Below are 14,545 nucleotides of genomic sequence, written 5' to 3' on the forward strand. Positions count from 1 at the left end.
TATGGAACAGTTAGATGAACGTCTGAAAGCACAGTACCCGTCGCTGTCGCCGCAGGAGCAGCGGGTGGCGGATTTTATTTTCGACCATTTTGACGATCTCATTAGCTACAACAGCGCCGAGCTGGCGCAGCTGAGCGGAGTGTCGAAAGCCACGGTCAGCCGTCTGTTTAAGCGTCTGGGTTATGAGAAATATAAAGACATGCGCGACGAGTTGCGCACCCTGCGCCAGAGCGGGATGCCGCTCACCGATAACCGCGACGCGGTGCAGGGCAATACGCTGCTGGCGCGCCACTATAAGCAAGAGATGGCGAACCTGACCCAGTGGGTCAATGCCCTCGACGCGCAGCAGTTTGCCGATGCCATGGCCTGCATGGTGAAGGCGCGGCGCATCGTCATTATCGGCATGCGTAACGCCTATCCGGCGGCGCTGCACCTGCGCCAGCAGCTGCTGCAGGCGCGCGGTCAGGTGCTGGTCCTGCCGCAGCCGGGGCAGAGCCTGAGCGAGGAGCTGGTGGATTTAACGCCGGAGGATCTGGTGGTCATGATGGCCTTTCGCCGCCGCCCGCGCATCATCCGCCCGCTGATGCAGCAGCTTCAGAGCAGCGGTATTCCGGTGCTGCTGATGTGCGAGCCGCAGGCGCACAGCCTGTTCCCGCTGGCGAGCTGGCAGCTCTGCGCTCCTCTGGACAGCGTCTCGGCCTATGACAGCTACTCCTCGGTCAACAGTCTGATCAATCTGCTGGCGAATGCTTTCCTGCATGAAATTCTTGATAAAGGCCGTCCGCGCATTCACGACATTGCTTCCCTCTACCAGCAGCTGGACGAACTCGAACAGCGATAATGGGGCATCAGACTGGTGCTTTGCATTAAAATGGTGCAGATGTCGGGTCGGGAAAACGCACGTTTTTTCGACCCGTCCGCGTTTTATCAGGCTTTACAAGAATATTCCCCGCTTCGCCTTATCTGGCACATTAGTTGCAAAATCACATTCAAAGAATCTTTTGTTTCATGTTAACGTTACGGGGAAGCACCATGAAAAAATTGTTGATTGCACTGGCCGGGGCCGCATGCCTCTTCACACAGCTGCCGGCAAAGGCTGACCAGCTTCAGGATATTGAGAAGCGCGGCACTATCCGCATTGCCGTTCCGCAGGACTTCCCGCCGTTTGGCTCGGTGGGGACCGATCTGCAGCCGCAGGGCTATGACATCGACATGGCGCGCTATCTGGCCAAACAGATGAAGCTCAAGCTGCAGCTGGTGCCGGTGACCAGCGCCAACCGCGTGCCGTACCTGCAAACCGATAAGGTGGATCTGGTCATTTCAAGCCTCGGTAAAAACCCGGAGCGCGAGAAGGTGATCGATTTCAGCCGCGCCTACGCGCCGTTCTTCCTCGGCGTGTTTGGCCCGAAAGGTGCCGAGCTGAAAGACGCCGCCGCGCTGAGCGGAAAAACCATCGGCGTGACGCGCGGGGCGGTGGAGGACATGGTGCTGACCGGCCTGGCGCCGAAAGACGCGGACGTGAAGCGCTACGAAGACAACAACACCACGCTCTCCGCCTACCTCTCCGGCCAGGTGCAGTACGTGGCAACCGGCAACCTCGTGGTGGCGGCCATTTCGCGCCAGAACGCGGATAAAGCCCCGGTGCCGAGCTTTATGCTGAAAGATTCGCCGTGCTTTATTGGCCTGAAGAAAAACGAACCGGCCCTGAAGGCAAAAGTGGATGCGCTGATTGAGCAGGGCATTAAGGACGGCACGCTGAACGGCCTGTCCGAGCAATGGCTGAAGGCCCCGCTGCCGGCAAGCCTCGGCGTTTAAGTCTATGGCTGAGCAACTCGATTTTTCAGCGCTCTGGCCGTACTGGTCGGAGCTGCTGGCGGGGCTGTGGGTCACCGTTCAGCTGACGGTGATGGCAACCGTCGGCGGGCTGGCAACAGGGATTTTCGGGGCGGCGATCCGCAGCGGACGCACCACCTGGTTCAGCCGGCTCTGGGGCGCGTACGTGGAAATCATCCGCAACACGCCGTTTGTGGTACAGCTGTTTTTCATCGTCTTCGGCCTGCCGAATCTGGGGCTGAAGATGACGGCGGGGGAAGCGGCGCTGCTGGCCATGGTCGTGAACCTTGGCGCGTACAGCACCGAGATTATCCGCGCGGGCATTCAGGTCACGCCGAAAGGGCAGTGGGAAGCCGGACGCGTGCTGGGGCTGACCCGCTTGCAGACCTTTATCCGCGTGGTGCTGCCGCCCGCGCTGCAGCGCATTTACCCGGCGCTGGTGAGCCAGTGCATCATCGTGATGCTCGGCTCGTCGGTGGTGTCGCAGGTCTCGTATGAAGAGCTGACCTTCGCCGCCAACCTGATCCAGTCCAGAACGTTTCTGAGCTTTGAGGTTTATCTGGTGACAACCGGCATTTACTTAGCGCTGTCGATTACCCTGCGCCAGCTGATGATGGCGGCAGGACGCAAATGGCTGGGGGTGCAGGCATGATGACCACCTTTACCGACTGGGACATTATTCGCAACCTGCTGCTGGCCGGGCGCTGGACGGTGCTGCTGTCGCTGGTTGCGTTCGTCGGCGGCGCGGCGGTGACGCTGCCGCTCCTGCTGCTGCGCCTGACGGGCGGGCGCGCGGTGAAGCGCATCATCCGCGGCTACATTGAGCTGTTTCAGGGCACGCCACTGCTGATGCAGCTGTTCCTGGCCTTCTTTGGCGTGGCGCTGTTCGGCATCGACGTTTCGCCGTGGACCGCCGCCTCGCTGGCGTTAACCTTCTACACCAGCGCGTTTCTGCTCGACATCTGGTTTGGCAGTATTCGCGCCTTGCCAAAAGGGCAGTGGGAAGCGTCGCGCTGTCTGGGGCTGACCTTTGGCCAGACCCTGTTTCGCGTGGTCGCCCCGCAGGCGCTGCGCATCGGCATCGCCCCGACGGTCGGTTTTGCCGTGCAGGTGATCAAAGGCACCGCGCTGGCGTCGATCATCGGCTTTATCGAGCTGACCAAGGCCGGGACGATGCTGACCAACGTGACGTATCAGCCGTTTAAGGTCTTTGCGCTGGTGGCGCTCGGCTACTTTATTCTGTGTTATCCGCTGTCGCGCTACAGCCGCTATCTGGAGACGAAATTCAATGCCTCTCATCACCATTAATCAGGTGCAGAAGTACTACGGCGAAAACCACGTGCTCAAGGGCGTCGATCTGGATATCGACATGGGCCAGGTGATCTCCATTATCGGGCGCAGCGGGTCGGGAAAAAGCACGCTGCTGCGCTGCATCAACGGGCTGGAAGGGTATCAGGACGGCAGTATCAAGCTGGGCGGCATGACCATTACCGACCGGGATTCTCAGGCGCGTGAAATCAGCCGCTCGGTCGGGATGGTGTTCCAGAGTTTCAACCTGTTCCCGCACATGACGGCGCTGGAAAACGTGATGCTGGCCCCGCGTCGGGTGCTGAAGAAAAGCGCCGCCGAATGCCGCGAGCTGGCGCAGCGCATGCTGGAAAAAGTCGGCCTCGGTGACCGTCTGGATTACTACCCGTCGAGCCTCTCCGGCGGCCAGCAGCAGCGCGTGGCGATTGCCCGGGCGCTGGCCATGTCGCCGAAAGTTTTACTCTGTGACGAGATCACCTCCGCGCTTGACCCGGAGCTGGTGGGCGAAGTGCTCAAGGTGCTGGAGCAGCTGGCCGCCGAGGGGATGACGCTGATACTTGTTACCCATGAAATGAATTTTGCCCGCGAAGTGGGCGACCGCGTGGTGTTTATGCACCAGGGGAAAGTCTGGGAGCAGGGCGACAGCAAAACGCTGTTCGCCAACCCGCAGACCACGGAACTGAAGCAGTTCATCTCCTCCGTGCGCGGCCTCAACTGATAAGGACTTAACTATGGATATCGCACAATTTCCGCAAATCAATCCGCCCCAGCGCCTGCTGATGGGGCCGGGCCCGATCAACGCCGACCCGCGCGTGCTGCGCGCCATGTCGAGCCAGCTGATCGGACAGTACGATCCGGCCATGACCCACTACATGAACGAGGTGATGGCGCTCTATCGCGGGGTGTTCCGCACCGAGAACCGCTGGACGATGCTGGTGGACGGCACCTCCCGCGCGGGAATTGAAGCCGTCCTGGTCTCCGCCATTCGCCCGGGAGATAAGGTGCTGGTGCCGGTCTTTGGCCGCTTTGGTCACCTGCTGTGCGAAATTGCCCGCCGCTGCCGCGCGGAGGTGCATACCATTGAGGTGCCGTGGGGCGAGGTGTTCACGCCGGACCAGGTCGAGGATGCGATTAAGCGTATTCGTCCGCGCCTGCTGCTGACCGTGCAGGGCGACACCTCCACAACCATGCTGCAGCCGCTTGCGGAGCTTGGGGCCATCTGCCGCCGCTACGACGTGCTGTTCTACACCGACGCCACCGCGTCGCTCGGCGGCAACGCGCTGGAGACCGACGCCTGGGGGCTGGACGCCGTCTCGGCCGGGATGCAGAAGTGCCTCGGCGGCCCGTCGGGCACGTCGCCGATCACCCTGAGCGCGCGCATGGAGGAGGCGATCCGCCGCCGCAAATGCGTTGAGGAAGGCATTCGCACCGACGCCCACCGCGACGGCGACGAGGAGATGATCTACTCCAACTATTTCGATCTCGGCATGGTGATGGACTACTGGGGGCCGGAGCGGCTGCACCACCACACCGAAGCGACCACCGCGCTGTTTGGCGCCCGCGAATGCGCGCGGCTGATCCTGCAGGAAGGGCTGGATAACGGCATCGCGCGTCACAAGCTGCACGGCGATGCATTGCTGAAGGGCATTCAGGCGATGGGGCTGGAGACCTTCGGCGATCTGAAGCACAAGATGAACAACGTGCTGGGCGTGGTGATACCGCAGGGTGTCAACGGCGACCAGGTGCGCAAGCTGATGCTGGAGGATTTCGGGATTGAAATCGGCACCTCGTTTGGCCCGCTGCACGGCAAAGTGTGGCGCATTGGCACCATGGGCTACAACGCGCGCAAAGACTGTGTGATGACTACCCTGAGCGCGCTGGAGTCGGTGCTGAACTACCTGAAGTTCACCACCACGCAGGGTGCCGCCATGCAGGCCGCTTGGGACCACTATCGCCGCGAGACGCCGCAATGAGCCCGGCAGCAGAACGGGTGATGGTGCGTGCCGACGCGCTGGCCGCCATCAGCGAAACCCCGGATGCGCTGACGAGGGTGTACCTCTCGGCGCAGCATCTGCAGGCCAACCAGCTGGTCGGCGAGTGGATGCGCCAGGCGGGGATGACCGTCTGGCAGGACAGCGTGGGCAATATCTGTGGACGCTATGAGGGCGCGCAGGAAGGGGCGCAGGCAGTGCTGCTCGGCTCGCATCTGGATACCGTGCGCAACGCCGGGCGCTACGACGGTATGCTCGGCGTGCTCACCGCCATTGAGGTGGTGGACAGCCTGCACCAGCAGGGGCGGCATCTGGCCCAGGCGATCGAGATTGTCGGGTTTGGCGACGAAGAGGGCACCCGTTTTGGGATCACCCTGCTAGGCAGCCGGGGCATTACGGGCAGCTGGCCGCAGGGCTGGCTGGAGACGTGTGATGCCGGTGGCATCAGCGTCGCGCAGGCGATGGTGCAGGCGGGACTCGATCCCGCCCGCGTGGCGCTGGCGGCACGCCATCAGGACGATTTCAGCGCCTGTCTGGAACTGCATATCGAACAGGGACCGTGCCTGGAGCAGGAAGGGCTGCCGCTGGGGGTGGTGGAAGCCATCAACGGCGCGCGCCGCCTCAGCTGCCGCTTCACCGGGGAAGCCGGACACGCGGGTACCGTGCCGATGAATCACCGTAAGGATGCCCTTGCCGCCGCCGCCGAGTGGATGGTGCTGATCGAAAACACCACCCGACAGCGGGGAGGTAATCGTGTGGCGACGGTCGGGGAACTGCGCTGCCTGCCCGGCGCGGTCAACGTGATCCCCGGTGAGGTTGCGCTCTCGCTGGATATTCGCGGCCCGCAGGATGCCCCGCTGGACGCGCTGCTCGCGGAACTGCTGGCGCAGGCGCAAACCATTGCCGCTCGTCGCGGGCTGAGCTTCAGCGCCGAGGAGTTTTACCGTATCGCCGCCACGCCGTGCGATGCGCGTTTGCAGGATCTGCTGGGACAGGCCGTTGAGTCGGTGCAGGGGCGCTCATTATCGCTGCCGAGCGGTGCCGGGCATGACACCATCGCGCTGGCAGAACGCTGGCCGGTCGGCATGCTGTTTGTGCGCTGCAAAGAGGGCATCAGCCACCATCCTGCGGAATCGGTGATGGCTGAGGATGTTGCCCTGGCGATTGAGGCGTTTGGGCGGGCGGTGAAAAAGCTGGCTGACGGTGGCGCGCGTTAAGCCACCGAACGCACCGCATCGTCGATATCCGCGCTCACCCGGACATCCTGCTCGTCAAAGACCATGCAGTGGCGATCGTCGAAGGCCACGTCTATCTTCTGCCAGGGCGCGAACTTCACGTCGCCCGGCAGCAAGATCTTCACGTTGTCATGGCCGTAGCATTGTCCAAACAGGTAAGTATTGTTCCCCAGCCGCTCCACTACTTCACAGCTAAATTCCAGCCGCGTGCCGCGGTGAAGGTCAGTGGTTAAATGTTCCGGACGGATGCCCAGCGTAACCTGGCTGCCCGGCTGCAGCGGCGTGGTGGTTATCGCGAGCGTGAGCGACTTCTGCTGCGACAACCTGACGGTGAACTTGCCCGGCTGCCAGGCCTCAACGGTCGCCGGCAGAAAGTTCATCTTCGGAGAACCGATAAACCCGGCGACAAACTTATTCGCCGGTTTGTAATAGAGATCCATCGGGGCGCCCATCTGCTCAACCTTGCCGTAGTTCATGACCACAATTTTGTCGGCCAGGGTCATCGCTTCGATCTGGTCGTGCGTGACATACACCATGGTGGTTTTCAGCTCCTGATGCAGGCGGGCGAGGTGCAGGCGCATCTCCACGCGCAGTTCGGCATCCAGGTTGGAAAGCGGCTCATCGAACATAAAGACGCGCGGGTTACGCACGATAGCGCGGCCAATCGCGACGCGCTGGCGCTGGCCGCCGGAGAGCTGTTTGGGTTTGCGGTCCAGCAGGTGGGAGAGCTGCAGCGTTTTGGCGACCATCTCGACCTGATGGCGGATCTGATCTTTCGGCACTTTATTCACCTTCAGCCCGTAGCCCATGTTTTCGGCCACCGTCATATGCGGATAGAGCGCGTAGGACTGAAAGACCATCGCCACACCCCGATGGGAAGGGGCGATGTCGTTCATCACCTCGTTACCGATCAGCACTTCACCCTCGCTTATCTCCTCCAGCCCGGCAATCATGCGCAGCATAGTGGATTTGCCACAGCCGGAAGGCCCGACGAATACGGCAAACTCACCGTCCTCAATATCAAGATTAACGTTGTGGAGCGTGACGGTGTCGCCAAAGCGCTTGGTGACATTCCTCAATTGTATGTTCGACATCAGTGTTCCCCAGGTAAACCGCCGAGTATGTTTTACGTATAACAATTGTGTTCAACGTGGCCGGGCGGTGCAATTTGTCTGCCTTGACTATAACTTCCAGCATTCATGCGCCCTATATAGATATTCCATTAATGTTATGACGATCACACAACTTACAGTTTTATGTAGAGTTATCATGATGTGAAGGGTAGCGTATAACAAACCAAAGGCATTTCGTGTCAGACGTGCAACGCCAGTTTAATCAGGATATATAGCGGGGTTTGTAGGGCGTCAGATGCGATAACAACCATAAAATTGTTATACCTTCACATGAGGTTGATAATGAAAAAGAACATACTCGCTGCTCTGATCCTCTCTACGCTCGCGGTACAGGCTCACGCCACCGCGCAGCTTAACGTCTGGGAAGACATCAAGAAGTCGTCCGGTATTAAAGATGCGGTCGCGGACTTTGAAAAACAGTACGACGTTAAGGTCAACGTGCAGGAAACCCCTTACGCACAGCAACTGGAAAAACTGCGCCTGGACGGCCCGGCAGGCATTGGCCCGGACGTGCTGGTCATTCCTAACGATCAGCTGGGCGGCGCCGTCGTGCAAGGGTTATTGACCCCCCTGAATCTGGAGGCTAAGCAGACCGAACAGTACACCCCGGCCTCGATTAACGCCTTCAAAATGGATAACGCCCTCTACGGCGTGCCAAAAGCAGTTGAGACGCTGGTGCTGATCTACAACAAAGATCTCATCGACAAGCCGCTCAACTCGCTGCAGGACTGGTATGACTTTTCTAAACAGCAGCGCGCAAAAAACCAGTACGGTCTGCTCGCCAAGTTCGATCAGATTTACTACAGCTGGGGCGCGATCTCCCCAATGGGAGGCTACATCTTCGGTCAAAACGGCAAAGGCGGCTACAACGCCAGCGACGTCGGCCTGAACAAGCCGGGCGCGGTAGAAGCCGTGACGTACCTGAAAAAATTCTACGCTGACGGGATCTTTCCGGCGGGGATCGTTGGCGACAACGGCCTGAACGCCATTGACTCCCTGTTCACCGAGAAGAAAGCGGCAGCGGTCATCAACGGCCCGTGGGCGTTCCAGCCGTATGAAGCAGCAGGCATCAATTACGGCGTGGCGCCGCTGCCCACGCTGCCGGACGGCAAGCCAATGAGCTCCTTCCTCGGCGTGAAAGGCTACGTCGTTTCCACCTGGAGCAAGGACAAAGCGCTGGCGCAAAAATTTATCGAATTCATCAACCAGCCGCAGTACGTGAAAACCCGCTACGTGGCCACGCGGGAGATCCCGCCGCTGATCGCAATGATCGACGACCCGGTAATCAAGAACGACGAGAAGGCGAGCGCCGTTGCGGTGCAGGCCGCGCGAGCCACCGCCATGCCGGGTATCCCTGAAATGGGCGAAGTCTGGGGGCCGGCCAACGCCGCGCTGGAGCTAAGCCTGACCGGCAAACAGGATCCCAAAGCCGCGCTGGACAGCGCAGAGAAACAGGTCCAGATGCAAATCGAAGCCATGCAGGCCAGCAACCAGTAATTTTCTGACGTCGCAGAACGGGAGGCCGCTCTCCCGTTTTATTGAAAGGAGTTGTCTGTGAGTATCATCCCGGAAAATTTTGCCAGACCGCACGGGGCCGGGCGTCACGCCTGGACCGGCCTGCTGCTGGCGGTCATCCCCGGCTTCGGCCAGTTCTATCACCGCCAGTGGCTGAAGGGCGTTATCTTCCTGGTGCTGCTGGCCAGTTTCATCGGCGTTTTTGCCGATTTCCTGCGTGAAGGACTTTGGGGGCTGGTGACGCTGGGCGAGGAAGTGCCGCGGGATAACTCAATCTTCCTGCTGGCAGAAGGGATCATTAGCGTACTGATCGCCGCATTTGGCGTGATGGTGTATTACCTGTCGATGCGCGATGCCTGGGTCAACGGTCGAAAACGCGATGAAGGGCTGGGACTAAACAGCGTGCGTAAGCAGTATCAGATGCTGCTGAGCGACGGCTTTCCGTATCTGATGATCACGCCGGGCTTTATTCTGCTGGTGTTTGTGGTGGTTTTCCCGATCCTCTTCGGTTTTGCCATCGCCTTTACCAACTACAATCTTTACCACACGCCGCCGGCTAAGCTGGTGGACTGGGTTGGGTTTAAGAACTTCATCAATATTTTCACGCTCTCCATCTGGCGCTCAACCTTCTTTGACGTCCTGCAGTGGACGGTGGTCTGGACACTGCTCGCCACCACGCTACAATGTACCGTGGGCGTACTGCTGGCTATTCTGGTGAACCAGAAAGACCTGCGCTTTAAGCCGCTTATCCGCACCATCTTCATTCTGCCGTGGGCGGTGCCGGGCTTTGTCACCATTCTGGTGTTTGCCGGAATGTTCAACGACTCTTTCGGTGTGATAAACAACGCCATTCTGGCCTTCTTCGGCATTGCGCCGAAAGCCTGGATGACCGATCCGTTCTGGACCAAAACGGCGCTGATCCTGATGCAGACCTGGCTCGGTTTCCCGTTTGTTTTCGCCATGACCACCGGCGTGCTGCAGGCGATCCCTGACGATCTGTACGAAGCCGCCACCATGGACGGGGCCAGCAGCGCGACCACGCTGCGCACCATCACGCTGCCGCTGGTGCTTTATTCCATTGCGCCAATACTGATCACCCAATACACCTTCAACTTCAATAACTTCAACATCATCTACCTCTTCAACAACGGCGGGCCGGCGGTGGTGGGGTCCAATGCGGGTGGGACAGATATCCTGGTGTCGTGGATCTACAAGCTCACCATGTCGTCGTCGCAGTACGCGATTGCGGCGACCATCACTATCCTGCTGTCGATCTTTGTCGTCGGCCTGGCGCTGTGGCAGTTCCGCGCCACCAAATCTTTCAAAAACGACGACATGGCGTAAGGGACGTAACAATGGCTCAATCACAAAGTATTAAACGTGAGAAGTGGGTACGCCTCTCGCTCTCCTGGCTGGTTATCGTGCTGGTGTCGACGATTATCATCTACCCGCTGGTGTGGACGGTCGGCGCGTCGTTCAACGCGGGCAATAGCCTGCTCAGCTCCTCAATTATTCCTGAGAACTTTTCGGTGCAGCACTACGCCGACCTGTTTAACGGCCAGGTGAACTACATGACCTGGTACTGGAACTCGATGAAAATCAGCTTTCTGACCATGGTGCTGACCTTAATCAGCGTCAGCTTTACCGCCTATGCCTTTTCGCGCTTTCGCTTTAAGGGACGCCAGAACGGGCTGATGCTGTTCCTGCTCCTGCAGATGATCCCCCAGTTCTCGGCGCTGATTGCCATCTTCGTGCTGTCGCAGCTTTTGGGCCTTATCAACAGCCATCTGGCACTCGTGCTGATCTACGTGGGCGGCATGATCCCGATGAATACCTACCTGATGAAAGGCTACCTCGACGCCATCCCGAAAGATCTGGATGAATCCGCGCGCATGGACGGGGCCAGTAATTTCCGGATTTTCATCGAAATTATCATGCCGCTATCGAAGCCGATTGTGGCGGCGGTGGCGCTGTTCTCCTTCACCGGGCCGCTGGGGGATTTCATCCTCTCCAGCACGATTCTGCGCACCCCGGACAAATACACCTTACCCATCGGGCTCTATAACCTGGTGGCGCAAAAAATGGGTGCCAGCTACACCACCTACGCGGCAGGCGCGGTGTTGATTGCGGTGCCGGTAGCGATCCTCTATCTGGCATTACAAAAATACTTCGTCTCCGGCCTGACCTCCGGGAGTACCAAAGGATAATCATGAAAAGACTCAGACCTGCTTTACTTGCCGTTTGCCTCTCATGTGGCCTGGCCGCGAGCGTGTTTGCTGCGGACGGGGTGCAAACGCGTCCTTTTAACGCCATGCCCGCGGACTTTATCAAGGGGGCGGATATTTCGACGCTGCTGGAAGCGGAACAACATGGTGCCAAATTTTATAACCAGAGCGGCCAGCAGCAGGACGCGATTGCTATCCTCAAAGCTAACGGCGTGAACACCGTGCGCCTGCGCCTGTGGGTTGATCCGCAGGATGCCGACGGCAACACCTACGGCGGCGGCAGTAATAATCTCGAAAACACCCTCGCGCTGGCGAAGCGCGTAAAGGCGCAGGGCCTGAAGCTGCTGCTCGATTTCCACTACAGCGATTTCTGGACCGATCCGGGCAAACAGTTCAAGCCAAAAGCCTGGGAGAAGATGGACTACCCGCAGCTGAAAACGGCTATTCATGACTATACCCGCGACACGATCGCCCGCTTTAAGAAAGAGGGTGTATTGCCGGACATGGTGCAGATAGGAAACGAAATTAACGGCGGCATGCTGTGGCCGGAAGGGAAAAGCTGGGGGCAGGGCGGCGGCGAATTCGACCGCCTGGCCGGGCTGCTCAACGCCGCGATTGGTGGGCTAAAGGAGAACCTGACCGATGGCGAGCAGGTGAAAATCATGCTCCATCTGGCCGAAGGCACCAAAAATGACACCTTCCGCTGGTGGTTTGATGAAATCACGAAGCGCGACGTGCCGTTCGATATCATCGGCCTGTCGATGTACACCTACTGGAACGGCCCGATTAGCGCGCTGAAGGCCAACATGGATGACATCAGCAGGCGCTATAACAAAGACGTGATTGTGGTGGAAGCGGCCTACGGCTACACGCTGGAGAACTGCGATAACGCCGAGAACAGCTTCCAGGCCAAAGAAGAAAAGGACGGCGGCTATCCCGGCACCGTTCAGGGTCAGTACGATTATATTCACGATTTAATGCAGTCCGTTATTGATGTGCCTGACCGTCGCGGCAAGGGCATCTTTTACTGGGAACCGACCTGGATTGCCGTTCCGGGCACCACGTGGGCCACCAAAACCGGCATGAAATATATCCATGACGAATGGAAAGAGGGTAATGCCCGCGAGAATCAGGCGTTATTTGATTGCCAGGGTAAAGTGCTGCCGTCAATAACGGTATTTAACTAGTTTTTATCTCCATTCAGGACGTTTTAAATATGAATAAATTTGCGCCTTTAAGTCCAAAGGTCGCGGCGTTATTGCATGGCGCCGACTATAACCCGGAGCAATGGGAGAATTACCCCGGTATTATTGAAAAAGATATCGCCATGATGCAGCAGGCGAAATCTAATGCCATGTCGCTGGGGATATTTAGCTGGGCGAAACTGGAGCCGCAGGAAGGGGAATATGATTTTGCCTGGCTGGACAGCATTATTGAAAAACTCTATGCGGCGGGCATTCATATATTTCTCGCTACGCCGAGCGGCGCGCGTCCGGCATGGATGTCGAAAAAATATCCGGAAGTGCTGCGCGTCGGGCGCAACCGCGTCCCCGCGCTGCACGGCGGGCGTCATAACCACTGCATGTCGTCTCCGGTCTACCGCGAAAAGACGATGAAAATTAACAGCCTGCTGGCGGCGCGTTATTCGCATCATCCGGCGGTGCTGGGCTGGCATATCTCCAATGAGTACGGCGGCGAATGCCACTGTAGCCTGTGCCAGGAACGCTTCCGCGACTGGCTAAAGGCGCGCTACAACACCCTCGACGCGCTGAACCATGCGTGGTGGAGCACCTTCTGGAGCCATACCTACACCGACTGGTCGCAGATTGAGTCCCCCGCGCCGCAGGGAGAAATGTCGATTCACGGCCTGAATCTCGACTGGCGCCGCTTCAATACCGCGCAGGTCACCGATTTTTGCCAGCATGAGGTGGCACCGCTGAAGGCCGCCAATGCCGAACTGCCGGTGACAACCAACTTTATGGAGTATTTCTACGATTACGACTACTGGCAGCTGGCGAAAGCGATCGACTTCATCTCCTGGGACAGCTACCCGATGTGGCACAAGGAGAAAGACGAAACGCAGCTGGCCTGCTATACCGCCATGTACCACGACATGATGCGCAGCCTGAAGGGCGGTAAACCCTTTGTGTTAATGGAGTCCACGCCAAGCATCACCAACTGGCAGCCGACCAGCAAGCTGAAAAAGCCGGGGATGCATATTCTCTCCTCTATTCAGGCGGTAGCGCACGGGGCGGATTCTGTGCAGTACTTCCAGTGGCGTAAGAGCCGCGGGTCGGTGGAGAAATTCCACGGTGCGATTATCGATCACGTGGGGCATCTTGATACCCGCGTCGGGCGCGAAGTGACGCGTCTGGGGGAGATGCTGGCGCGTCTGCCTGAGGTGGTGGGGTGCCGCACCGACGCGCGCGTGGCCATTATCTTTGACCAGCAAAACCGCTGGGCGCTGGACGATGCCGAAGGCCCGCGCAACATGGGGCTGGAGTACGAAAAAACCGTCAACGAACATTATCGTCCGTTCTGGGAAAAGGGCATCGCGGTCGACGTCATCGACGCTGACGGCGATCTGAGCCGCTACGCGCTGGTGATTGCCCCCATGCTCTACATGGTGCGCGAAGGTTTCGCCGAGCGGGCGGAAGCCTTTGTGGCCGCGGGCGGGCATCTGGTGACGACCTACTGGAGTGGGGTTGTAGATGAGACCGATCTCTGCCACCTCGGCGGTTTCCCGGGCCCGCTGCGCAAGCTCCTCGGCATCTGGGCTGAAGAGATTGACTGCCTGGGCGAGGGGGAGCGAAACCTGGTTCAGGGGCTGGCGGGCAATGCGGCGGGCCTGCAGGGGCCGTATCAGGTCAGGCATCTGTGCGAGCTGATCCATACTGAATCCGCGCAGGCACTGGCGACCTACCGGGATGATTTCTACGCCGGTCGCCCGGCGGTGACGGTCAACCGCTTCGGCAAAGGCAAGGCGTGGCACGTGGCGTCGCGCAACGACCTGCCGTTCCAGCGCGATTTCTTCGCCGGGATTATCGACGAGCTGGCGCTACCGCGCGCAGTCGAAGGGGATTTCCCTCCGGGCGTGGTCGCCACGGCGCGCACGGATGGCGAAACCGCCTGGGTGTTTGTGCAGAACTACACGGCCCAGCAGCAGCTCATCACGCTGCCGCAGGGGTATACCGACTGCATGACCGACGCCGCCGCTGCGGGCGATACCGTGCTGCTGGCGTGGGACTGTCGGGTGCTTAAGCGCAAAGCGTAGTTGATTTTCTCCCTCTCCCTGTGGGAGAGGG

13 protein-coding genes are annotated in these 14,545 nt (G+C 59.3%); 12 read left to right on the forward strand and 1 reads right to left on the reverse strand.

The window, feature by feature from the left end:
- Position 1: 1 nt before the first annotated feature.
- The 7 genes from hpxU (at position 2) to hpxK (ending at position 6,349) form a co-directional block, all read left to right on the forward strand.
- Complete coding sequence (gene hpxU / locus ENTMO_RS0108835; RefSeq protein WP_010429427.1) at positions 2 to 841, forward strand: MurR/RpiR family transcriptional regulator HpxU; 840 nt, start codon at positions 2 to 4, stop codon at positions 839 to 841.
- Positions 842 to 1,032: 191 nt separating this feature from the next.
- Positions 1,033 to 1,815 carry a transporter substrate-binding domain-containing protein gene (locus tag ENTMO_RS0108840; RefSeq protein WP_010429429.1) on the forward strand — a complete coding sequence of 261 codons (783 nt, stop codon included), beginning with the start codon at positions 1,033 to 1,035 and terminating at the stop codon, positions 1,813 to 1,815.
- Positions 1,816 to 1,819: 4 nt separating this feature from the next.
- Positions 1,820 to 2,485, forward strand: a complete 666-nt coding sequence (locus ENTMO_RS0108845) for an amino acid ABC transporter permease (protein WP_010429433.1) — start codon at positions 1,820 to 1,822, stop codon at positions 2,483 to 2,485.
- Complete coding sequence (locus ENTMO_RS0108850; RefSeq protein ID WP_010429434.1) at positions 2,485 to 3,141, forward strand: amino acid ABC transporter permease; 657 nt, start codon at positions 2,485 to 2,487, stop codon at positions 3,139 to 3,141. Before ENTMO_RS0108845 ends, ENTMO_RS0108850 begins: the two co-directional genes overlap by 1 nt.
- Positions 3,122 to 3,859: an amino acid ABC transporter ATP-binding protein gene (locus tag ENTMO_RS0108855; protein WP_010429436.1), complete on the forward strand. Its 738-nt coding sequence runs from the start codon at positions 3,122 to 3,124 to the stop codon at positions 3,857 to 3,859. Before ENTMO_RS0108850 ends, ENTMO_RS0108855 begins: the two co-directional genes overlap by 20 nt.
- A gap of 13 nt (positions 3,860 to 3,872) precedes the next feature.
- Complete coding sequence (locus ENTMO_RS0108860; RefSeq protein ID WP_010429437.1) at positions 3,873 to 5,114, forward strand: pyridoxal-phosphate-dependent aminotransferase family protein; 1,242 nt, start codon at positions 3,873 to 3,875, stop codon at positions 5,112 to 5,114.
- Entirely contained in the window at positions 5,111 to 6,349 is a 1,239-nt protein-coding gene (gene hpxK, locus ENTMO_RS0108865; RefSeq protein WP_029485028.1) for an allantoate amidohydrolase, read from the forward strand. The genes ENTMO_RS0108860 and hpxK overlap by 4 nt, the downstream gene beginning before the upstream one ends.
- Here hpxK and ENTMO_RS0108870 read toward each other — a convergent pair.
- Entirely contained in the window at positions 6,346 to 7,461 is a 1,116-nt protein-coding gene (locus tag ENTMO_RS0108870; RefSeq protein WP_010429441.1) for an ABC transporter ATP-binding protein, read from the reverse strand. The two genes, hpxK and ENTMO_RS0108870, sit on opposite strands and share 4 nt — an antisense overlap.
- Positions 7,462 to 7,782: 321 nt before the next feature.
- Here ENTMO_RS0108870 and ENTMO_RS0108875 point away from each other — a divergent pair, with 321 nt between their 5' ends.
- The 5 genes from ENTMO_RS0108875 to ENTMO_RS0108895 are packed head-to-tail and all read left to right on the forward strand — an operon-like array spanning position 7,783 to position 14,514.
- A complete protein-coding gene (locus tag ENTMO_RS0108875) occupies positions 7,783 to 8,997 on the forward strand; it encodes an extracellular solute-binding protein (RefSeq protein ID WP_010429443.1) in 1,215 nt (404 codons plus the stop codon).
- A 57-nt stretch (positions 8,998 to 9,054) separates the two neighbouring features.
- Positions 9,055 to 10,359 (forward strand): carbohydrate ABC transporter permease, encoded by a 1,305-nt coding sequence (locus ENTMO_RS0108880; protein WP_010429446.1) that lies wholly within the window; start codon positions 9,055 to 9,057, stop codon positions 10,357 to 10,359.
- A gap of 11 nt (positions 10,360 to 10,370) precedes the next feature.
- Positions 10,371 to 11,222 carry a sugar ABC transporter permease gene (locus ENTMO_RS0108885; protein WP_010429447.1) on the forward strand — a complete coding sequence of 284 codons (852 nt, stop codon included), beginning with the start codon at positions 10,371 to 10,373 and terminating at the stop codon, positions 11,220 to 11,222.
- Positions 11,223 to 11,224: 2 nt separating this feature from the next.
- Entirely contained in the window at positions 11,225 to 12,427 is a 1,203-nt protein-coding gene (locus ENTMO_RS0108890; RefSeq protein WP_010429448.1) for a glycoside hydrolase family 53 protein, read from the forward strand.
- Between the two features lie 29 nt (positions 12,428 to 12,456).
- The gene (locus ENTMO_RS0108895) at positions 12,457 to 14,514 is read left to right on the forward strand and encodes a beta-galactosidase (protein WP_010429449.1); all 2,058 of its coding nucleotides are present in this window, start codon (positions 12,457 to 12,459) and stop codon (positions 14,512 to 14,514) included.
- The last annotated feature ends 31 nt before the right edge of the window (positions 14,515 to 14,545 follow it).

Origin of the sequence: Enterobacter mori LMG 25706 (assembly GCF_000211415.1) — a bacterium.
Lineage (GTDB): Bacteria > Pseudomonadota > Gammaproteobacteria > Enterobacterales > Enterobacteriaceae > Enterobacter > Enterobacter mori.